Source organism: Streptomyces sp. SID1328, from assembly GCF_009865595.1.
Taxonomy (GTDB): Bacteria; Actinomycetota; Actinomycetes; order Streptomycetales; family Streptomycetaceae; genus Streptomyces; species Streptomyces griseoluteus.
Genome location: NZ_WWKH01000603.1, coordinates 1 through 19,460, shown reverse-complemented (window position 1 = coordinate 19,460; position 19,460 = coordinate 1). Strand labels below are relative to the sequence as shown.

Sequence of the window (19,460 nt, the reverse complement as noted above, 5' to 3'; positions counted from 1 at the left end):
ACCGCGAGCTCTACAAGGCCCGGAACGTGGTCGAACGCTGCCTCACCCCGCCCAAGATCGTTTATGTGACAGAACCTAGGGGGCTGACGCGTGTAGGACTGGGTGCAGTGAAGGGAGCAGATGCATGCGACGGACATAGCCTAGTAAGCACTCTGTTTCTTTGCCTAGGGAGTCAGGACGCGGTGCGCCGACAGCAGGAGCGGGCAGTCAAGATGCGGGCATCGATTGTCCGGGCGGCTGCCGAGGAGTTTGACCAGCATGGATATGCGGCCACGAGCACCGCGAACATCGTCCGCAGGGCCGGATGCACTATGGGAGCTCTTTATTTTCACTTTCCCGCCAAGGAGCATCTCGCCCGGGCGGTCATGGCCGAGCAGGCCGCCGACCTGCCGGCAGTGCCCGGTCCCGTCGGACTGCAGCGCCTGATCAACCTCACGCTCGTACTGGCCCGGGAGCTGCAAGGGAACGTCACGTTTCGCGCGGGAGTCCAGCTCTCCGTCGAGCAAAGCGCGTTCGGCCTCCAGGACGACGCCCCCTACCTGCTGTGGATAGAGAGATTCGAGGACGAACTCATCGCCGCGCAGGCCCTCGGCCAGCTCCGCGACGGTGTGGTGCCCGCCAGGTTCGCCCGCACTCTGGTGGGCGCCTTCAGTGGGGTGCAGTTGCTGTCCCGGATCAGCGCTCAACACCAGGACCTCGAAGAGCGCATTGTCGATCTGTGGAGCTGCCTGCTGCCCGCCGTGGCGGCGCCCGACTTTGACCTCAGCCCCCCCCTGGACGAGGGAGACGCATGAAATCGTGGAACGTCGTCCTCACCGGAGCCGCCTGCTGTATCGGGTCTGCCGTCCTGCGGCGGCTCGCCGAGGCCCGCACCGACCGGCGGCCGATCGCAGTCCGGCCGTCTCCCGCGCATGGTGCGGCAGATGGGAACGCCGCCGTCCACCACATGCGAGCCGATCTGATCGCCCCGGCGTGGCGGGCCTGTTGACGGACGCGGACGCCCTCGTGCACGCCGCTACCGTTCCGCCCGAGGTGTCCAGCCAGCCGCACATCCCCACCCGGTGGCTACCGCCGACCCCAGGCAGGAACTGAGCCTGGTGGCGTCGGCCGACGGGACAGTCGACTGGGACACCTGCCGTGCCCTGTGGCATCTACTCCGCAGGCAGTTTTGACGAACGGCACTTCGAGTTCCTCACCCCTGGACCACCATTACCTCAGCGACCGTGTCTGGGCGCTCATTGGACGTCAATCCGGGTCCGGCCCGCTTCTCCGTCTCACGCAGGCCCCCCGTGGTGTTGGAGGGCTGCTGCCGTCAAGACCATCTGACCGCTTAGCCCGTCGGCGAGCCGATTCCCCGAAGCAGGGACGTCCACAGCGCTGCCACTTGTTCCGCCACGGGCAGGACCACGCCTTCCCCGCGGACCCCGTGGGCCGACAGCAGACCGGTCTGCACTGCGGCGATCAGGCTCGTCACGAGTACGCTGGCCGTATTGGGGTCGACGCCTGGGCGCAATTCCTCCCGGGCCTGGGCCTGGGACAGTCGGGCGCGGACCAGGGACAGCCAGCCATCACACCAGTCGACCTGCAACGATGGCTGCTCTGCAGCCAGTCGGGCCGTCGCCCTTACCGTGTCTTCTTCCGACAGTAGGACGGACAGGGCGAGCACCACCCGGCCGACCGATCCCAAGGGCCCGTCGCTGCGACCGTCCTCCAGCGCGACGGCCTCGCGCGCCCTGCGGACACCGCACGAGCACACCGCTTGTGCCAGCGAGACCTTCGTCGGGAAATGGAACGTCAGCGCGCCCATGGTGACCTCGGCGGTGGCGCAGACGCGGGACAGGGATGTGCCGTTGTAACCGTGCGCGGCGAACTCGCCGGCCGCGCTGGTGATGATCCGTCCACGTGTCTGGACGGCCCGCATCTGCTCAGTGCGCTCCGTCGGCATGACTTCATTCCTCCCGCACGTCGCTCCCGCGGACTCACGCCGGGCGGGCGCGTAGGCCGTGAGCCGCCGGAGGACCGTAACCGCGACGAGCCCGGGCGCAGTGGTGACTTGCCCAAGTCGCACGGCACCTTCGGGGGCTCGATGGAAAAAGAAACAGAGCGGTCTTTATGTTATGTGCATACAGTCATGAGACCTGGAGGGTGAGCCATGCAGGACAGCGTCGTCATCCGTCACGACACAACCAGCACGTCCGATATGCGTGCAGTGACGCGTTTCGTCGACCGTATCTTTGCCGACCTGCCGCGTGCCGACCAGCGCAACCGGGCTAACGAGTACATGACCGGCCTGCTCGCTACCCCCGGCAAGAAGTCGTTGCGCCGAATGGCCGCCGCAGTCTCCTCCTCCCCACAGACCCCTCAGGGACTGCAACAGTTCCTCAACGACAGTCCGTGGGACTGGCGTCCGGTGCGCCGCGCTCTGGCCCGCTGGGTCGCCGAACGTACGCCCGTGTCCGGCTGGACGGTCGCCGCCGTCGAATTGCCCAAGCGGGGGAGCCACTCCGTCGGGGTGCACCAGCGTTTCAGCGAGGAGACCCACCGCACCCTCAACTGCCAACTCGGTGTCGGCCTCTTCTTGGACGGCGAGGGCTCGAGTCTGCCGGTCGACTGGCGGCTGGCGCTCCCCGGCCGCTGGCGAACCGACCAGGAGTTGCGGGAATCCGCCCGCATCCCTGACGAGTGCGAGCCCCAGAGCGCCGAGGGCTGTGTGCTCGACCTGCTGCGTGTTGCGCTGGAGAAGGGGGGACGGCACCTGCCCCCGTTCGTGGTCGATCTGACCCGGTTACCGCAGGGCGGCCTGGTCCTGGACCACTTGTCGGCGTCGGGCCATGCCTTCGTGGCCCGTGTCCCCCACGGAACCCCGGTGTTCCCGGCGGGCGGTTCCGCGCGGCCGGTGCCAGTCAGCCGTCTCGTGCGCCGTGCCACGTTGCCCGCAGCGTCCGGACTCGCCGTACCGCGCGAGCGCGGACCGCACCAGGTGCGGCACTGCGCGGTCCGGCTGACGCGGGACGGCTCGCCGCACCGGCTCCTCCTTGGACAGCCGACAGGGTTCCACGAGGCACCGCACGCCGTCCTCACCAATCTCGTGCACACGACGCCCGTCGAGATCCTCCGGCTGGCCGGAGCGGCGGACCGAGCCCGGACGGCCCTGCGGTCCATGCAACGCGATAGCGGGTTACGGGACTTCGAGGGTCGTTCGTACCCCGGATGGCACCACCACATGACGCTGGTTTCCGCCGCTCGCGCCTTCCAGCTCCTTGGTGACGCGGTACCTGCAGCGCAGTGCATTCCCGAGTTGGTGCACATGGCCTGAGTTCACGGCCCAAAGCGGGCGGGCCGGGGCCTGCAAGCCGGCTGTCTGGCGGACTTGCCAAGAAGTCACCGGGAGGATTCAGCGAAGTCGGCTTTTTGCTCTGCGCATGATGCACTGGCGACATCGTAATGTATCAGGCAATGTGTGACAGGGGGCTTTCGTATGCCTTTCGTGGTGTATGTTCTTGGCTTGGCGACCTTCGCTCAGGGAACGTCTGAATATATGCTGTCCGGGCTGACGCCGGACATTGCGCGTGATATCGGTGTATCCATTCCCATGGCTGGTCTGCTGACTTCCGTATTCGCTGTAGGGATGATCGTCGGAGCCCCGTTCATGGCCGCTGTCAGTATTGGCTGGCCGCGTCGGCGTGCTTTGCTTACATTCCTTTCCGTGTTCCTCCTCTCTCATGTCATGAGCGCTCTGAGCGAGAACTTCTGGCTGCTTCTTTCCATGCGTGCGGTGGCGGCGGTCGCCAATGCCGGATTCCTCGCCGTGGGATTGTCCGCAGCCGCTGCCACGGTGGAGGACCGGCTGCGCGGGAGGGCCACATCGGTGCTGCTCAGCGGGGTTACCGTGGCATGTGTGATCGGAGTTCCCGCCGGGGCGGTCCTGGGGGGGATCTGGGGGTGGCGTTCGGCCTTCTGGGCGGTGAGCATCATTTCCGTGCCGGCCCTGATTGCCACGCTGTACTCGATTCCGGCCGAGGTGAAGAGCGCCGGGCAACGGCCCAGCGTCCTGGGAGAGGCGCGTGCCCTGAAACGGCCGGACGTAATTCTCGTACTCCTGCTCGCAGCGATCATCAACGCGGCCACTTTCTGTACTTTCACCTACGTCTCTCCGCTCGTCGTGCACGTGACCCAAATTCCGCAGGACTGGGTGCCCGCAGTGCTCGCGCTGTTCGGCGCCGGATCTTTCCTCGGGTCGAACATCGGCGGCCGGCTGGCGGATGCCCGCCACCGTCGGGTGATCGAATACGGAGGTGCCGCCCTTTTCCTGGGCTGGGGAGCGCTCTATTTCGCTGCTGCCGACACGGCGGCCGTTCTGGTGCTGCTGTTCGTCCTGGGCATTCTCTGGTTCGCGGTGGGCTCCATGCTGGTGGCGCGAGCCCTGGAGGTGGCCTGGGAGGCGCCGAGGCTCGGTGGCGGCTTCTCAACGGCCGCATTCAACGTCGGCGCGGCGATCGGTCCGCTGGCCGGTGGCCTCGGGATCGACCGTGGCCTGGGGTACCGGTCGCCGGCGTGGGAGAGCTCCCTGCTGATGGCACTGGCGTTCGTGATCATGGGTCTGTTCCGGATGCGCGGCGTAACGCCTCTCGGTCCGCCCACCGCGCGGTCGGCCGAGGCGCGGTCTGCGCACTGCCCGCACCCCAGCCGCAATACCTCGTTGTGACGCTCCATGTGCCCAAGGTAGTCATCACAGATGTACCCTTATGAGGAGGATGGTTGGCTTAGCCGGTTTCCGCCAGGATCGTCCTGGGCGCCACTTGCCCGATGCACTCACCTGGCGGAATGGACATTCGATGAAGATTTTGGTGATCGGTGCGACGGGCACCATCGGCGGAGCGGTGTGCGCAGCGTTGAGCAGGCGGCATGAGGTGCTGCGTGCGTCACGATCGGGCCCCCTCACGGTCGATGTGACCGACCCGGGCGCGGTCGACGCCCTGCTCGCGCGTGTAGGGGAACTCGACGCCGTGGTCTGCTGCGCCGCCGCCGGAGGAATGGTGCCCCTGCTCGGCAGCGGGGACGCATTCTGGGAAGGGCTGCGCGGGAAGCTCTTCGGCCAGGCGGATCTGGTCCGGCGTGCGGCCCCCCTTCTGCCGGAAGGCAGCTCCATCACGCTGACCAGTGGCTATTTTGAGAAGCCGGTGCCCGGAAGTGTTCCCGGCCATGTGATCAACGCCGGCGTCGAAGCTTTCGTGCACGCCGCAGCGCCGGAGATGCCGGTGGGAGTCCGGCTGAACGCGGTCAGCCCAGGATGGGTACGCGAGACTCTGCTGACACTGGGGGAGGATCCCGCCCGCGGAGTGCCCGCCGCCGAGGTCGCGCGCGCTTACGTGGATCTGGTGGAGGGCACCGAACATGGTCTGACGCTCGCCGTCGGCGCTCCCTGACGATCGGCCGGGCGGGCGGCAGGCATCTGCCCCGCCGCCCGGCGATGACGGAAGGGGACGGATGCCGCCGGGCCGAGTACGCCGGCGCGGACCGCCCGTGCTGGGCCGCTCACGTCACCCGGGGCTGCGCCGAGGCGGCAGATGCCCTCTCCTCGCCCGTGTCCGGACTGCTGAGGTCGGCGAGCAGAGCCAGCGCGGCGGCCGACGCCGAGTTGGGGTCGGCTGTGAAGACGGCCATGCGCTGGCCTACGTCGTTGGACAGGTCCAGTAGTTCGTTGTTCAGGGTCAGCGCGCCCACTAGCGGGTGGCGGAACTCCCGGGTGAGTTGAGGGACGCACCTGTGCACCGGGTGCGCTGCCCACAGCGCGGCAAATTCCTCGCTCTTCATAGTGAGTTCACCGATCAGCTCGGCCAGCGCGAGGTCGTCGGGATACGCGTCCGCGATCAAACGCAGGTCGGCTACGGTGTCTCGGGCCTTGGCACGCCAGTCCGCGTACAGCTCACGTGTGTGCGGGTCCAGGAAGATGAGCCGAGCGATGTTGGGCCGCTGCCGCGGTTGCAGCGGCGCCTCGAACGACAGGTGACCGGCGAGCAGCGCGTGGGCCGTGCGGTTCCAGGCCAGGACGTCGGTGCTGCGGCCAATGACCAGGGCGGGCAGAGCCCCGAACGCGTCGAGCAGCAACTGCACGCCAGGCCGGAGCTGTTCCGGGCGGGCGTGCCGGCGCGGCTCGGGTGGCCGCTGTCGGGCCAGACTGTATAAGTGGGACTGCTCGGTCTCGTCGAGCCGGAGGACCCGGGCGATGGCGTCCAGGACGGCGTCCGAGGCGTTGGGGCTCTGCCCCTGCTCCAGCCGCGTGTAGTACCCGGCACTCACGCCGGCCAGCTGGGCGATCTCCTCACGGCGCAGGCCGGGCACGCGCCGCCGGCCACCGTAGTCCGACAGCCCGACGTCCTCCGGGCTCAGTCGGCCCCGTCGGGTGCGCAAGAATTCACCAAGTTCGGATCGGCGGTCCATACCCTCCACCATGCCTTGTCGCGCACCGATCCTGCCTGCACCTGACAGGTGCAGGCAGGATCGGGTCGTTCCTTGTCCGGTTCTCAGACGGTCGCCGCTCCGACGCGCACGGCCCACTGGTCGAGCAGACGCCGGGAAGCGTCGAGCGTCGCTCCCTCCGCCCAAATCCTGGTCACCGCACGCGATGCGTCCGGCTGGACGAGGGCCCAGCTGCCGTCGGGTTCCACGATGCGCACGCCGTCGGACGTGGTGTCCAGCACCCTTTCGCCGAGCGACTCGGCCACGCCCCGCATGACAGCGCCCTTGGCCGACCACGGAGTGGCGACCTGCCGGCACAGCACGTTGTTGTCGGGGAGGCCGGACTCGATGCGGCTCAGGGACTCGGGCACACCGGCCAGGCAGCGGACCAGGTCGGTGAAGGCCGCCGAGGCATCGAACGGGACACCCGTGCCCGGCACGACGAAACCGCCCGCGCCGTCGGCGGCGAGGATGACGGCAGGATCGGCGGCGGCCCCCGTCAGGGCGGACCAGGAGGTACCCGTCCAGCGGACGGTAGCGCCGTGGCGTGCGGCTACCTCCTGCGCCGAGCGTGACATGTTCACCGGCAGGACGACGACCCCGCCGCCGTGCCACCGGGCCGCGAGCTCCAGATGGATCAGCGCGGAGCGCGCGCCGTCCACGCACTCGCCCAGGTCGTTCACCAGGGTCAGGCGCTCGCCGACGGGGTCGAAGCGGACACCGAGGGCCGCCCTGGAGGAGACGACGAGCTCACCGAGCCGGGTCAGCTCCTCCGCGCGTGTCTCCGCTGTCTCGGTCGGCCTGCTGTCCTCGATACAGGTGTTGACGACCAGCGCCTCGACGCCGAGCCGGCCGAGCAGTGCCGGCAACACGCGGGCAGCCGCCCCGTGTCCGGCGTCGACGACGACTTTGAGCCCGGCGGCCGGGAACGCGCTGCCGCCCATCCCGGCAAGCGCCTCGGCGTAGGTCTCGACGGTCTCGGCTGGATGCGTGCGAGAGCCGATCTCCCCGGGAAAGGCCCGGCGATAGTCCTGGCGGGCATAGACCCGGTCGAGTGAGCGCTGCGCCGCCTCGGACAGGTCCGCGCCGGCGGAGTCGACGAAGAGGATCTCGACGGAATCGGGTTCGCCGGGGGCCGTGCGCACATAGACGCCGTTCGAGGCGGTCAGCAGGCTCTGCTGGCGCAGCACGGGCAGCGCCGTGCTGCGCAGATCCCGGACGTTCACCGCGCCGGTCTGCAGGGAGGAGGCGACGCACTGCGCCAGAGCGCGGGCGCCGCGGGAGTGATCGCTGCCCAGGACGACCGTGTCGCCCTTCGGTAACGTGCTGGCGTACGCGGCGGAGAGCCGGACGGCGAGCTCGGGGGTCACATCGACGTTAAGGATTCCGCCGACACCCCGGGGACCGAACAGCGATGCCTGGGCACGGTTCTCCCACACCACGGACGAGTGGACACGAGCGGCCTCGTCGATGGTCTTGGAGGGATAGATCCGCACGCCGCTCGCGACGATCGCGTTCCTACCGACGATGCTGTGGTCCCCCACGACGACGGACGGTTCCAGCCGGGCCCCCGCCATCACCGCGCTGTACCGGCCGAGCACACTAGCTGTCAGCAGCGCGCCAGGACCGACGTAGACGTTCTCGTGGAGGGTGCTCCGTTCCACGACCGCACGTGCGCCGACGATGCTCCCGCGGCCGACGACGGTGTGCGGGCCGACCTCGGCCTTGGCCTCGACACTGGAATGCGGACCGATGTAGACGGGCGCGGTGAGCACGGCCTCGGGGTGGACTTCGGCGCCCTCGCCCACCCGGATCCCCGGCGCCAGGTCGAAGCCGGACAGCCCGGTGCGCACCTTGCCGTCGAGGAGGTCGGCCTGCGCGGCGGCGTAGCTGTCGTGGCTGCCGATGTCCTCCCAATAGCCCTCGGCGACATACCCGTACACCGGGTAGCCCCCTGCCAGGAGCTCGGGGAAGACATCCCCGGACCAGTCGACCGGTTCGCCACCGGCCACGTGCTCCAGCACGCCGGGTTCCATGATGTAGATGCCTGTGTTGACGGTGTCCGTGAACACCTGGCCCCAGGTGGGCTTCTCCAGAAAGCGTTCGACCCGGCCCTCGCCATCCAGGACCGTGATTCCGAACTCCAGGGGGTCAGGGACCCGGGTCAGGCACACCGTCACCAGCGCTCCCTTCTCCCGGTGGAACCGGATCGCCTGGGTCAGGTCGATGTCCGTCAGCGCGTCCCCCGAGACGACCAGGAACGTGTCGTCGTCTAGAAGCTCTTGGGCGTTCTTGACACTTCCGGCCGTGCCCAGGGGACGGTCTTCGTGGGCATAAGCGAGCCGCACACCCAGCTCCGCGCCGTCACCGAAATGGTTCTCGATCAATGTGGCGAGGAACTGCACGGTGACCACGACATCGTCTATCCCATGACTTTTCAACAGATGGAGCACATGCTCCATGACGGGACGGTCGCCCACCGGCAGCAGGGGCTTGGGGAGGTTGGAGGTCATGGGGCGAAGGCGAGTGCCTTCGCCGCCGGCCATCACGACGGCTTTCACGACGTGGGACTCCTCGGTCGGGTACGGGCTCGCTCACAGACTGGGCGGGGACGGTCAGCGCGGTTCGGGGCCGAGAACCCAGTGCTCCCGGACGGCCATGGTGTGCAGGTACTGCTCGTTGACGAAGTCCTTGAAGTCGGCCTCGACTGCCGCGAACTGGGCTGACTTCAGCGCCGCTTCGAGGATGGTGGGGCTGTCGAACCACAGGTGATAGGCGGCGTCGAAGGGCGGCTCGCTGATGCCGTACCAGGAGTCCCGGGTGAACGACTGGTAGTAGCGGGTGAGGCCTGGGATTCGAGCCGCCAGCGGGGCGTGGGAGGTGCGGTTGTGCCGCCGGAACTCCTCGCGGCTCATGCCCTCGCGCCGCTTCGCCAGCATCACGAGCTTGACGCCGGGCTGCACGGTGTCCTCCGGCTCTCCCGGAACGACGACCTCGGTGTCGGTGTCCAGCACGACTGTGCGCCAGAATGCGGCCCAGTTGGGTTCGTCGAGCCGCGCGCCCTGCAGGAACTCCGTTGTCTGCAGGGAGGCGAGTTGCTCCTCCTCGTTCTGCAGCCAGATCTCCGCGATGCCACTCCACAGCGGCTCGCCCGCGCCGTCCACGTCGAGCGTCGTGTCGACGGCGTACTTCCTGATCTGGGGGATCTTGCTCGCGAAACGGACCGCGTGTTCCTCCACCCAGTAGCGGTGGAACTCCTCCTCGGTCATGCCGGGCTTGGGGGCGGCGAAAATAAGCTGATGAATCATTGTTGTACCTCTCCCTGGGTCGATGGAAGCGCCGCGCGGTCAGACGCGGTAACGAAGCTTCACGTCGTCAGCAAATCCGAGATAGTCGCGCAGCGGCCACACCTCCTCGAATTCGAGATATTCGCGCATGGGGAGCCGGCCGAGTGCGGTCCGGTCGAGTTCCTCGGCGTCCGGGGAGTCGATGATGGCGATGACCCGCTTCTGCGCCGCGACCTTCCAGATTCCCACGCAGAAGCCCGAGTCCACGGTCTCCTGCGCGTGCTCGGCCTCTTCCTGCTCGACCTCCCACAGTTCATCGAGTGTGATACGGCCTTCGTGCTTCCACTTCATCTGGACATAGAAAAGCATGAGAAATCACCGGTCCGGTCGCGGAGTCGGCGGGATACTCAAATTGACCCGCCCTGGCCCTGTCGATGTAACCGCACCGGATGCCCGATGGAAAAGGAAAGAGGTAAGACCCGGGTATTTATTGGCAAGTTGACGCAGTGGGTTTCGAGCAGTTCGGCAGCGACAGTTCGACAGGGCGCCGTCCGCTGACACAGAGACCTGCCCGGAGCCTGCATCTGCCAGGTGTACCCCCAGCAGGAGGCTGGGTAGTGCCGTCGGTCCGCGCCACCCTGGAGCCCTGTTCTGCGGGGCCGAGGAGGCCCGACATTTCCGTGTGAGAGGCGTTCCGATGGCGGTAACCAGTACACAGCACGCGTCATACGGAGAGGCGACGACGGACCGCCTCGGAGCCAGGGGCTGGCTGGCCCTGCTGACCCTCTGCGGCGCTACCTTCATGACGGGGTTGGACTACTCGGTGGTGACCGTCGCCTTACCCGAGATCGGCCGGAATCTGCACTTCGCCGACACCGGGTCGCTCCAGTGGGTGTCAACCGCGTGCCTGCTGCCGACGGCGAGCCTGCTGCCGCTGTTCAGCCGGGTGTCCGACCTGGTCGGGCGCCACCGGCTGTTCACGGCGGGTGTTGCCCTCTTCGCGGTGTTCTCACTGCTCGCCGGGCTCGCGATCGGGCCGGCGACGCTGATCGCCGCACGTGTGGGGCAGGGGGTGGCCGCCTCAATGATCGCTCCCACAGCGATCGCGTTGATGACGACCGTCTTCCCCGAAGGCCCGCGCCGCACGAGGGCTCTCGGTATCAACGGCGCCGTACTGTCCCTCGGCTTCGTCATCGGCACGCTCGGCGGGGGAGTGATCACCAGCGGCCTCAGTTGGCGTTGGACCATGCTGATCCTCGTGATCATCGGTGTCCTGGTGCTGGCCGGTGCCCTCGCCCTGCTGCCCCGAACCGATGTACGGTCCCGAGCCCGCCTGGACGCCCCGGGCGCCGTCCTGGCAACCGTCGGTCTGTTTGCCCTGGTCTACGCCATCTCCACTGGTGCCCAGGCCGGCTGGGGCAGTGCGTCCACCGCGGGTTCACTCGTCCTCGCCGTGGTTGCGCTGTCGGCGTTCCTGCTCGTGGAACGGCGGCACCCGGACCCGCTGATCCCCCTGGCCATACTGAACAGGGCGACCGTCAAGTGGAGCGTACTGCTCGGCTTCATCACTCTGGGCATGTGCGGCGGGTCGTCCGTTCTGCTCTCCCTCTACATGCAGGACGTACTGGGCTACTCGGCGCTTGCGACCGGTGCCGGATTCCTCGCGGAGGGGCTGACCGCCCTCGTCGCCGGCATGTTCGCCGCCCGGATCATCGAGCGCTTCGGCAAGGTGGCGACCATCTCCACCGGTCTGCTCGTACAGGGCGTCGGCACGGCGCTGATGGTCTTCCTCCCGGAACACGGTGGTCTGGTGCTGCTTCTGGTCACTTCCGGCGCGATGGGCTTCGGGCACGTGCTGACCGTGGTCTCTTTCATCACCACCATCACGTCGGGCCTGCCAGACGACGAGCAGGGTATCGCCGGCGGACTGTCGCAGTTGCCGCAGTTTCTGGGCGCCATCGGCACCGCCGCTCTCGCCGCAATCGTCACCGCGCGCAGCAAGGCCCTGGCGCCCACGACGACATCCACTCTGGCCACGCTCGGCGGCCTGCACGCGGCCATGCTGACCGCGGGGATCGTCTGCCTCGCTGGCGCGGTGCTGGCGCTGGTCTGCCTGCGCCGCCCCGTGGCGATGGCCAACTGATGTCCCGGTAGCACCGCACGAGTTACGGCACCGGCCCCGTTCGCACGGCCCCGCCCGATTGTCCGGGCGGGGCCGCACCCCATCCCGGCTGTGACGCGCCAGTCCCGCGCCGCGCGACCCGTGCGACTCGCCACAGTGTCCACGCGTGCGCGGCGATCCGGTGACCGTCCCGCCGGACGCTGGTTGGCTGGGCCGACCGCTCTCGCCCGCCAGAGGCTCCAGGCGGCTTCCTGCCAGGGCGCCGCGCACGCCGACCGCAGCCATGGGGCACCGAAGACCCGCACGAGGAGAGGAATGATGATGCAGAACTCCGTCGCTGACGCCGACGAGGAGATACGGGCCCGCAACAACGGCGTACTCACCGACTACTTCCGGATGCTGGAGGCACTCGACATCGACACGTGGATCGAGCTGTGGGCCTTTGACTGCGAGGTGTCCGCCCCCTATGCCGCCGAGCCGTCCGCGCGCACCCTTCGCGGCCGCGAGGCGCTGCACCGCCACTACATGGCCGAGGCCGCCAAGTACGTCCGGCTCCGCTACCCGGCCACGGAGATCCATCCCTTGCTGGAGCCGGGCCGGTTCCTCGTCCGCTGGTTCCCGCACGGCGAACTCGCCGACGGAGGAACGTACCGCAACGAGAACGTCGGCATCTTCGAGTTCGATGCCGCCGGACGCATCCGCCGCTTTGTGGAGTACTTCAACCCGGTGCCTCTGCGGGACCCTTCCCGGACCTGAATTGGCTGAGGGGCGCCGCCGTGCGGCGGCGCCCCCCATATCTCACGAACCGGTCAGCTCCAGAAGGCGTCGTTCTCCGCTGCCGCGGTGCCGGCGAACGCTTCGCGGCCGGAGACGATGCGCCCGTCCGCCCATTCCAGGATGTGCAGCGCGTCCACTGCCAGGCTGCGGCCCGTCCCACGCACTGCCGCCTCCCGTAAGCGCACCACCACCGTCGCGCCGTCGACCAGCGGGCGTTCGCGTTCGGCCCGCAAGGTGCCGCCGGTGAGCCGTTCCTGAGCGGCGCGGAAGGAGAGCAACTCTCCGATGCCCTTCTTGACGCCCGCCAGCGGATGTCTGCCGGGCACCGACCAGGTCACGTCATCGTCCCAGTACTGGCCTATGAGCTGCCGGTCCCCGCTGGCCAGCGCGGCGTAAGCCTCCTCGGTCCGCCGGGTGTTGACCACCTTCTGGTGCTGGAGCGCGGAGGTGGCCAGGGCCTCCCGGTTCATCTCGTCGGTGATGACGTTCCCACCGAAGGCGACAGCGCCGGCCTGCATCTCGTCCACCACGGCGTAGATGTAGGGACGGGAGACCTCGCCGAGCACGGAGACCAGGGACTCAGTCAGCTCCTGTGCGACCTGCGCCTTCTGCTCCATGGTCCAGCCCTCGAGCAGGCTGACGCGGATGATCGGCATGATGTTCCCCTCTCAGACCGTCAGGACGATCTTGCCGTGGACGTGACCGGACTCGATCAGTTCGTGCGCTTTCGCGGCCTGTTCGAGCGGCAGCACCTCGGCCAGCACTGGCCGCAGCGCTCCCGCGTCGACCAACGTGGTAAGGGACTCCAGGTCGCTGCGGTCGGCCTCGACGGTCAGCGACACCGCGCGCAGGCCGCGCCGCTCCGCCTCGCGCACGGCCTGCGGTTCCGGCGGCTCCGGCAGCGAGATGAGCACACCGCCGGGACGCATGGTGTCCAGCGAGCGCAGGCCGTAGTCCCCGCCCACCGTGTCGATCACCACGTCCACGTCGTGCGCGGCGTTCTCGAAGCGGGCCCGGGTGTAATCGATCGGCTCGTCCAGCCCCATGGCCCGCAGAGCCGAAGCGTCCCCACGCACCGTGCCATACAGGTACGCGGCGCCCCGCGCGCGGGCGATCTGCACCGCCAGGTGCCCCAGCCCACCGGCGGCGCCGTGCACCAGCACCCTGGAGCCGGGACCGGCGCCGCCTACGTGGACCAAACTCTGCCAGGCCGTCAGGGCCGCCAGCGGCAGCGCGGCGGCCTCCGTGTGGTCCAGCGACTCCGGCTTGCGGCAGAGCTGGCCGGAGTCCACGGTCACGTACTCCGCGTAACCCGCGCCGACGCGCGGGAAATTCACCATTCCGTACACCTCGTCGCCCGGGGCGAAACGGGTGACGCCGGAGCCGACCTCCTCCACCACCCCTGAGACGTCCCAGCCCAGGGTCATCGGCAGGCCGCCCTGCGCCGAAGAGATGCCGCCGCCCTCGCGGGTCTTGCCGTCCACCGGGTTGACGCCGGCGGCGTGGACCCGCACGAGCGCCTCCGTCCACAGCGGCTTCGGCCGGGGGGCTTGGTCGATCCGCAGCACCTGCGGGCCTCCGAACGTGTGCTGGCGTACCGCTCGCATGGTTGTGGCCATGGTGTTCCTCTCCCTTTCTACCGTCTGCCTGGGCAGGTCAGGAACGCTGGTCCAGGACCTTGACCAGGCGGTGATCCGGACCGAAGGAGTCGACCGCGATGTCGCGCGGGGTCTTCCCGTCGTGACCGACCAGATCCAGCCGGGCCCCCGCCTCGATCAGCACGTCGGCGCAGTCCTCGTATCCGTGCCACAGGGCGTCGTGGAGCGGGGTGTAGCCGTTCGTGGCGCCCTGGAAGTCCAAATCGACGCCATCGGCTTCGACGAGGAGACGGGTGATGTCGGCGTGGCCGTTGTAGACGGCCTTGTGCAGCGGGACCGCGCCGAAGGTCGGCTCGGTGGCGTTGACGTCAGCGCCACCGGCGAGCAGTACGCGAACCATCTCGGTGTGACCGTCCCGAGCGGCGACGAGCAGCGCGGTGTGCGCGTCGTTGAAGCCGTTGACGACCGGGAAGCGCAGGTCGACCTCGGCGCCTTCGCGCAGCAGACCCCGGACGGTATGGGTGTCGCCCGCGTTCACCGCGGAGAGTAGGACGTGCTCGGCGGCGCGGCGTTCATCGTCCTCGGTACGCTTCTTCAACAGTCGCTCGGCCTCGAGAAGCTTCTCCTTGCCGCGCGTATTGACGTTCAACTCGTACTCGAAGTGCTCCCGCATCGAGAACCCGTAGTGCGTGGACAGCCCGAGACTCGCGTTCTGCGCGAGCAGGTAGCCCACTATGTCGGGCCACTTGTACCAGAGTGCGTCCATTAGCGGGGTGTGCCCGGTGGTGGGGGCCACGGCATCGACGAAACTCCCCGCCTCCACCAGCACTGCCACCGTCGCCAGGTCGCCCCCCTGCACCGCCTTGTGCAGGGCTGTGCCCCCGGCCCGGTCGTCGGTGGTGAACACGTCGCCGCCCGCCTCGACCAGCGCGCGCACCAGGTCCGCGCGGCCGAGTCCGGCGGCCGTCTGGAGAACGGTCAGCCCAGAGGCCGGATCGCGGTAATCGGGGGCCGCACCGATCTCCAGCAGGCTGCGGGTCTCCTCCAGGGATCCCTCCCGCACCGCGGCGAGCAGGCGGACATCCCGGTCGGCGGTAAACGCCGCCACCTCCCCGTTGGGGTCGAACCAGACCTTCCAGCGGGCGATCCGGCCCTGCTCGTCGAGTTCCAGCCGGTGGCTGTCCTCAATCTCGAAGGGCACCAGAGTGCGGGTGTGCCGGGCCTTGGTGTAGATGCGCGCATAGGCGGTCCCGCCCTCCACCACGAGCTCCCGGAGCTCGTACTGGAGTACCTCGGTGTTCTCGGCGCGGACACGGAATGCCTCGGCGACAGCAGTGCGTCCGACGTGTGTGCCGAGATAGCCGATCACCGCGTTCCACTCGTCCTTCGGAAGTTCGAAGACGATGGAGGGGGAAAGCGCGGCGATGATCTGCTCGCCGTCGCCCCGGCCGATCGCCTCGAACCACTCCGTGAGAATGGCACGCGTCTGCTCACTGTGCATGGGAAACCTCCGAAAGCACGACCGGGGCCGTGGGAGAGAAGGGGAAGGGGAATTCCACCCGTCCGGTGCGGGCCGGCGACGGAGTCGTCTGCGGGGCCGTAGGCGTCTCGCGGAGGGGGGAACCAAAGGGCCGCTGACAAATCCGAGGCTAGGCAGCGATGCGCCCTCATGCCCAATGTCCGGCGAAAGCGCTCTCCTACATGCGGAAGTTGACTTTGTTGGCCGGGCTCCCTCATCCCGCTACGCCCATGAGCCGCGACGACTTGGCGAAGTCTCCGCGATGATTCGGCCTCCTCCTGGAGGCGTCCTACAGTCGGGCGCATGGAAGAGATGCCCACGGAGCTGTCCGGCGCCCCTGCCGCGCGCACGTTCTCGATCGGAGGAAGTCTCACTGTCTCCCGGCTCGGATTCGGGGCCATGCGGCTCGCCGAGGGAACGGGACCCAGCAGCGAGTCATTGATCTGGTCGGGCCCCGACGATCCCGAGAACGCCCAGGCCGTGCTGCGACGGGCGGTGGAACTCGGTGTCGACCTCATCGACACGGCCGACTCCTACGGTGTGGGCGCCAACGAGAAACTGATCGCCTCCGCACTCTTCCCCTACCGAGCCGGTACGGTTCTGTCCACCAAGACGGGCATCGTCCGTCCCTCGCCACACGAGTGGATCCCCCTCGGGCGGCCGGAGTACCTGAAACAACAGGCGGAACTGAGCCTTCGCCGGCTCAGGAAAGACCACCTGGACCTCCTGTTCCTGCACCGTATCGATCCCCATGTGCCGCTCGCCGAGCAGATCGGCGCACTCGGCGAACTGCGGGAGGAGGGAAAGGTGCGGCACATCGGGCTCAGCGAGGTGACGATCGAGGAGCTCGGGGAGGCCGCGCGCTCCGCGCCCATCGCTGCGGTCCAGAGCCGTTACAACGTCGCGGACCGTGACAACGAGTCCGTCGTCGAGTACTGCGCCGCCAGGGGCATCGCCTTCCTCGCCTACTTCCCGCTGGCGATCGGCACCCACGCCGGTTCTACCGGGCCGCTTGCCGAGATCGCCTACGAGACCGGTGCGACACCGGGACAGGTCGCTCTCGCCTGGCTGCTGCACCGGTCACCGAACATCCTGCCGATCCCGGGGACGAGGTCGCTCGCCCACCTCGAGGAGAACCAGGGGGCGGCGGACGTCCGCTTGACACCGGACCAGATCGCCCGGCTGGCCAAAGCCGTTTGAACCGACCCGGCCGCACGGCCCTGAACCCGACCTTCACTCCGATCGACATCCTCATGGAGGAACAGTGAGCACCAAGGACCCCAAGATCGAAGCCGTGGAGCGCTTCTTCACCGCGTACGCAGCCAATGATGTGGACGGCATCGCCCAGGTGCTGTCCCAGGACATCGAGTGGACGATTCCCGGCCACCACCCGCTGGCCGGCACCAAGCGAGGCATCTCCGAGGTGCGTTCCTTCTTCGAGCAGCTCGGCAAGACCGGCTTCCAGGCCGAGCCGCTCTTCCTGGGCGCCAACGAGGAATATGTCGTCGACGTGCACCGCGGCTGGTCCACCGAAGGCGTCGGCAAGGTCGACACCACCTGGGCCCTCGTCTGGCACTTCGGCTCCGACGGCAAGGTGGACCGCGTCATCAACCTCAGCGGCGACCAGCACCAGATGGACTCTTTCGTGTGGTCCAACTTCAGCCTCGCGTCGCTCCCGGACCGCCTGGCCTAAGCCTCCCTTCGACGCCGCGGAGCCCGCGGTCGCCGGCGCCGGACACCGCGCACCAGCGACCGCGGGCTCCGCGCGGTCTAACCTGGCGCCACTAGTTCCCGCTCCAACGCCGTCAGGGGTATCCACGCCCAGAGCGGCCGGTGCCGGATCTCGTAGAGCACCTCGTACACGGCCTTGTCCAGTTCGAAGGCCCGTAACAGCGTCCGCAGTTCGGGGTCGAGCGGCTGGCCGGCGGCGTAGCCGCGCAGGAATTCCCGCCGGAGCCGGTGTGCCCAGCCCCGGGCACCGTTGTTCCGCGCCGCCCCGTCAGGCTCCGGCTGTCCGGCCGCGCCGGGCTGATGGGCGGCGTAGTCGAAGGACCGGAGCATGCCGGCCACGTCTCGCAAGGGGGAGTGGTGGCCGACCCGTTCCGCGGGGTCCGCCAGCGGCTCACCCTCGAAGTCAAGCAGCAGCCATCCGGCACCGGTCCACAAGGTCTGCCCCAGGTGCAGGTCACCGTGGATCGGATGGGCGACCCGGGTCTCGTGGGGGCGCAGTGCCGCGACCGACGTGAAGATCTCCCGCAGAGGCGTCGCCAGGGGTTTTAGTTGCGCGCACTGCTCCAGCGCCCGTTCCAGCCGCCGCAGGAACCCCTCGGACATCTGCCGGTAGTGGGCGGCCTCCATGACGACTTCGCCGCCCGAGCTGGCCAGGTCGTGGTGGACGGACGCGACCGCCGCGCCGAGGTGTCGCACCTGCTCCGGGAAGTCCCGGTGCGCGGGGCCGCCGCATCCCTGCGCCGCCCCCGCCACCGCCAGCGCCCAACCGTCCGCCGCGTCCGGCAGGTACCTCTGCAAGGTGGCGAAGGTGGCGCCCGTTCCCGCGTTTTCCACCGCTCCCAGCAACGGTGTGACGTGCGGGGAGCCGGCGTCGCGCAGCAGCCGGTGCACCGTCAAATCGGGGCTGGGGCCGGACCTCGGGCGTCGGAACAGCTTGAGGATGTACTCCTCTCCCGCGATGACGGAGCTGTTGCTCTGTTCCGCACCGAGCGGCCGGACCGCCAGGTCCGCCCAGAGGGGAGCGGTGACCTGTGTTTCGGGAAGGTAGCGCACGCCCTCCATGGCATTGCCCTCCATGGTGTGCCGGATCAGGGCATTGACCAGAACCGGGTCGTCGAGCGCGTCGTAGACGGCGAGGGCGCCGACACGTGCTACCACTCCGCTGTCGCACGGGGCGTCTTCGGCCTCATTCACCCCCAGCGGGACGAGGTAGGTCTCTTTGGTGCCGCTGTTCCCGGCGCGGACGAGGACGAAGGCGCCGGCGGGCCACGCTCCGGGGGCGGTGCCAGCGAACTGGTGCACTTCCTGCACGCTCACCCCGGGCAATGAGGTCTTTGTACTCGCGAACCACCGCTGCTTTGGCAGCCATGCCGCAAGGCCTCGGCAGAGCTCGGGCGAACGCAACATCACCGCGACGGACGGAGGGCACGTGGTCACCGGTCCTCCTCGGAGGGGAGGGCCAGCCAGTAGGTGCCATGACCCGACAGCGTCAGCCGGTAGTGCGTGTCGTCCACGGGAGGGAACAGGGTGCCGCCCGTCAGCTCGACCGGTGTCGTGCCGGGTGCCGCGGGCAGGCGCAGCGAGACCGGCTGTGGTGAGGCCGCGAGGTTGTTGACGCATATCACCGTGTCCCGCGTGCCGTCCTCCGCCATGTGCTCACGCACATAGGCGAGCACCTTGTCGTTGGAGGTGGCCAGTTCTCGGTAGGTGCCCAGCCCGAAGGCGGGATGGGCTCGGCGGACGGCGAGCATCCGGCGGGTCCAGTGCAGCAGCGATGCCGGCGTTTTCGTCTGCGCTTCCACGTTGACGGACTGGTAGCCGTAGACGGCGTCCATGTTGACGGGCAGGCGCAGTCGACCTGGGTCCGCCAGGGAGAATCCCGCATTGCGATCCGGCGACCACTGCATGGGGGTACGCACCGCATCGCGGTCGTTTAGCCAGATGTTGTCGCCCATGCCGATCTCGTC

General features: G+C 68.5%; 18 protein-coding genes. 8 read left to right on the top strand and 10 right to left on the bottom strand.

The window, feature by feature from the left end; all coding sequences use genetic code 11:
• Positions 1–182 precede the first annotated feature (182 nt).
• Positions 183–794, top strand: coding sequence for a ScbR family autoregulator-binding transcription factor (locus GT030_RS19265; RefSeq protein WP_346009685.1), 612 nt, complete (start codon positions 183–185; stop codon positions 792–794).
• Positions 795–1,330: 536 nt separating this feature from the next.
• Here the strand turns inward: GT030_RS19265 and GT030_RS19260 are convergent.
• Entirely contained in the window at positions 1,331–1,945 is a 615-nt protein-coding gene (locus tag GT030_RS19260; protein WP_161202155.1) for a TetR/AcrR family transcriptional regulator, read from the bottom strand.
• A gap of 255 nt (positions 1,946–2,200) precedes the next feature.
• Here GT030_RS19260 and GT030_RS19255 point away from each other — a divergent pair, with 255 nt between their 5' ends.
• From GT030_RS19255 to GT030_RS19245, 3 genes are all read left to right on the top strand, one after another.
• Positions 2,201–3,316, top strand: coding sequence for a transposase (locus tag GT030_RS19255; protein WP_161202154.1), 1,116 nt, complete (start codon positions 2,201–2,203; stop codon positions 3,314–3,316).
• Positions 3,317–3,478: 162 nt separating this feature from the next.
• The gene (locus GT030_RS19250; RefSeq protein ID WP_161202153.1) at positions 3,479–4,705 is read left to right on the top strand and encodes a Cmx/CmrA family chloramphenicol efflux MFS transporter; all 1,227 of its coding nucleotides are present in this window, start codon (positions 3,479–3,481) and stop codon (positions 4,703–4,705) included.
• A 130-nt stretch (positions 4,706–4,835) separates the two neighbouring features.
• Positions 4,836–5,426: a short chain dehydrogenase gene (locus tag GT030_RS19245; protein WP_161202152.1), complete on the top strand. Its 591-nt coding sequence runs from the start codon at positions 4,836–4,838 to the stop codon at positions 5,424–5,426.
• Positions 5,427–5,535: 109 nt separating this feature from the next.
• Here GT030_RS19245 and GT030_RS19240 read toward each other — a convergent pair whose 3' ends face one another.
• The 4 genes from GT030_RS19240 to GT030_RS19225 all read right to left on the bottom strand — a co-directional run bounded on the left by GT030_RS19240 (position 5,536) and on the right by GT030_RS19225 (position 10,115).
• On the bottom strand, positions 5,536–6,441 hold the full coding sequence (locus tag GT030_RS19240) for a helix-turn-helix transcriptional regulator (protein WP_161202151.1): 906 nt from the start codon (positions 6,439–6,441) through the stop codon (positions 5,536–5,538).
• An 83-nt stretch (positions 6,442–6,524) separates the two neighbouring features.
• Positions 6,525–9,020 carry a sugar phosphate nucleotidyltransferase gene (locus GT030_RS19235; protein WP_161202150.1) on the bottom strand — a complete coding sequence of 832 codons (2,496 nt, stop codon included), beginning with the start codon at positions 9,018–9,020 and terminating at the stop codon, positions 6,525–6,527.
• Positions 9,021–9,074: 54 nt separating this feature from the next.
• Complete coding sequence (locus GT030_RS19230; protein WP_161202149.1) at positions 9,075–9,767, bottom strand: EthD family reductase; 693 nt, start codon at positions 9,765–9,767, stop codon at positions 9,075–9,077.
• 39 nt (positions 9,768–9,806) lie between these two features.
• Complete coding sequence (locus GT030_RS19225; RefSeq protein WP_161202148.1) at positions 9,807–10,115, bottom strand: muconolactone Delta-isomerase family protein; 309 nt, start codon at positions 10,113–10,115, stop codon at positions 9,807–9,809.
• 328 nt (positions 10,116–10,443) lie between these two features.
• Between GT030_RS19225 and GT030_RS19220 the strand changes: the two genes are divergently transcribed.
• Together GT030_RS19220 and GT030_RS19215 are read left to right on the top strand one after the other, a co-directional pair.
• Positions 10,444–11,889 carry an MFS transporter gene (locus GT030_RS19220; protein ID WP_161202147.1) on the top strand — a complete coding sequence of 482 codons (1,446 nt, stop codon included), beginning with the start codon at positions 10,444–10,446 and terminating at the stop codon, positions 11,887–11,889.
• A gap of 297 nt (positions 11,890–12,186) precedes the next feature.
• Positions 12,187–12,624 (top strand): nuclear transport factor 2 family protein, encoded by a 438-nt coding sequence (locus tag GT030_RS19215; RefSeq protein ID WP_161202146.1) that lies wholly within the window; start codon positions 12,187–12,189, stop codon positions 12,622–12,624.
• A gap of 53 nt (positions 12,625–12,677) precedes the next feature.
• Here the strand turns inward: GT030_RS19215 and GT030_RS19210 are convergent, their stop codons facing one another.
• From GT030_RS19210 to GT030_RS19200, 3 genes are read right to left on the bottom strand one after another with little or no spacing between them, the layout of a single operon-like run.
• Positions 12,678–13,301, bottom strand: a complete 624-nt coding sequence (locus GT030_RS19210; RefSeq protein WP_161202145.1) for a tautomerase family protein — start codon at positions 13,299–13,301, stop codon at positions 12,678–12,680.
• A 12-nt stretch (positions 13,302–13,313) separates the two neighbouring features.
• Complete coding sequence (locus GT030_RS19205) at positions 13,314–14,264, bottom strand: NADP-dependent oxidoreductase (RefSeq protein WP_237522661.1); 951 nt, start codon at positions 14,262–14,264, stop codon at positions 13,314–13,316.
• Between the two features lie 37 nt (positions 14,265–14,301).
• A complete protein-coding gene (locus tag GT030_RS19200; RefSeq protein WP_161202144.1) occupies positions 14,302–15,744 on the bottom strand; it encodes an ankyrin repeat domain-containing protein in 1,443 nt (480 codons plus the stop codon).
• A gap of 321 nt (positions 15,745–16,065) precedes the next feature.
• On the opposite strand from GT030_RS19200, the gene GT030_RS19195 reads away from it, so the two are divergent.
• Together GT030_RS19195 and GT030_RS19190 are read left to right on the top strand one after the other, a co-directional pair.
• Positions 16,066–16,962 (top strand): aldo/keto reductase, encoded by an 897-nt coding sequence (locus GT030_RS19195; protein WP_161202143.1) that lies wholly within the window; start codon positions 16,066–16,068, stop codon positions 16,960–16,962.
• Between the two features lie 64 nt (positions 16,963–17,026).
• Positions 17,027–17,455 carry a nuclear transport factor 2 family protein gene (locus GT030_RS19190; protein ID WP_161202142.1) on the top strand — a complete coding sequence of 143 codons (429 nt, stop codon included), beginning with the start codon at positions 17,027–17,029 and terminating at the stop codon, positions 17,453–17,455.
• Positions 17,456–17,532: 77 nt separating this feature from the next.
• On the opposite strand, the gene GT030_RS19185 is transcribed toward GT030_RS19190, so the two are convergent.
• Positions 17,533–18,900: a hypothetical protein gene (locus GT030_RS19185; protein WP_237522666.1), complete on the bottom strand. Its 1,368-nt coding sequence runs from the start codon at positions 18,898–18,900 to the stop codon at positions 17,533–17,535.
• Positions 18,901–18,926: 26 nt separating this feature from the next.
• On the bottom strand, positions 18,927–19,460 hold a 534-nt coding region (locus GT030_RS19180), incomplete at its 5' end, for an alpha-glucosidase C-terminal domain-containing protein (protein ID WP_161202140.1).

What these genes read in the sequence shown, in the direction of transcription:
- GT030_RS19185 (WP_237522666.1), bottom strand. Translation starts at nt 18,900, where the DNA reads ATGTTGCGTTCGCCCGAGCTCTGCCGAGGCCTTGCGGCATGGCTGCCA.
- GT030_RS19205 (WP_237522661.1), bottom strand. Translation starts at nt 14,264, where the DNA reads ATGGCCACAACCATGCGAGCGGTACGCCAGCACACGTTCGGAGGCCCG.
- GT030_RS19255 (WP_161202154.1), top strand. Translation starts at nt 2,201, where the DNA reads ATGCGTGCAGTGACGCGTTTCGTCGACCGTATCTTTGCCGACCTGCCG.
- GT030_RS19240 (WP_161202151.1), bottom strand. Translation starts at nt 6,441, where the DNA reads ATGGACCGCCGATCCGAACTTGGTGAATTCTTGCGCACCCGACGGGGC.
- GT030_RS19200 (WP_161202144.1), bottom strand. Translation starts at nt 15,744, where the DNA reads ATGCACAGTGAGCAGACGCGTGCCATTCTCACGGAGTGGTTCGAGGCG.
- GT030_RS19225 (WP_161202148.1), bottom strand. Translation starts at nt 10,115, where the DNA reads ATGCTTTTCTATGTCCAGATGAAGTGGAAGCACGAAGGCCGTATCACA.
- GT030_RS19195 (WP_161202143.1), top strand. Translation starts at nt 16,066, where the DNA reads ATGGAAGAGATGCCCACGGAGCTGTCCGGCGCCCCTGCCGCGCGCACG.
- GT030_RS19210 (WP_161202145.1), bottom strand. Translation starts at nt 13,301, where the DNA reads ATGCCGATCATCCGCGTCAGCCTGCTCGAGGGCTGGACCATGGAGCAG.
- GT030_RS19220 (WP_161202147.1), top strand. Translation starts at nt 10,444, where the DNA reads ATGGCGGTAACCAGTACACAGCACGCGTCATACGGAGAGGCGACGACG.
- GT030_RS19215 (WP_161202146.1), top strand. Translation starts at nt 12,187, where the DNA reads ATGATGCAGAACTCCGTCGCTGACGCCGACGAGGAGATACGGGCCCGC.
- GT030_RS19250 (WP_161202153.1), top strand. Translation starts at nt 3,479, where the DNA reads ATGCCTTTCGTGGTGTATGTTCTTGGCTTGGCGACCTTCGCTCAGGGA.
- GT030_RS19230 (WP_161202149.1), bottom strand. Translation starts at nt 9,767, where the DNA reads ATGATTCATCAGCTTATTTTCGCCGCCCCCAAGCCCGGCATGACCGAG.
- GT030_RS19260 (WP_161202155.1), bottom strand. Translation starts at nt 1,945, where the DNA reads ATGCCGACGGAGCGCACTGAGCAGATGCGGGCCGTCCAGACACGTGGA.
- GT030_RS19245 (WP_161202152.1), top strand. Translation starts at nt 4,836, where the DNA reads ATGAAGATTTTGGTGATCGGTGCGACGGGCACCATCGGCGGAGCGGTG.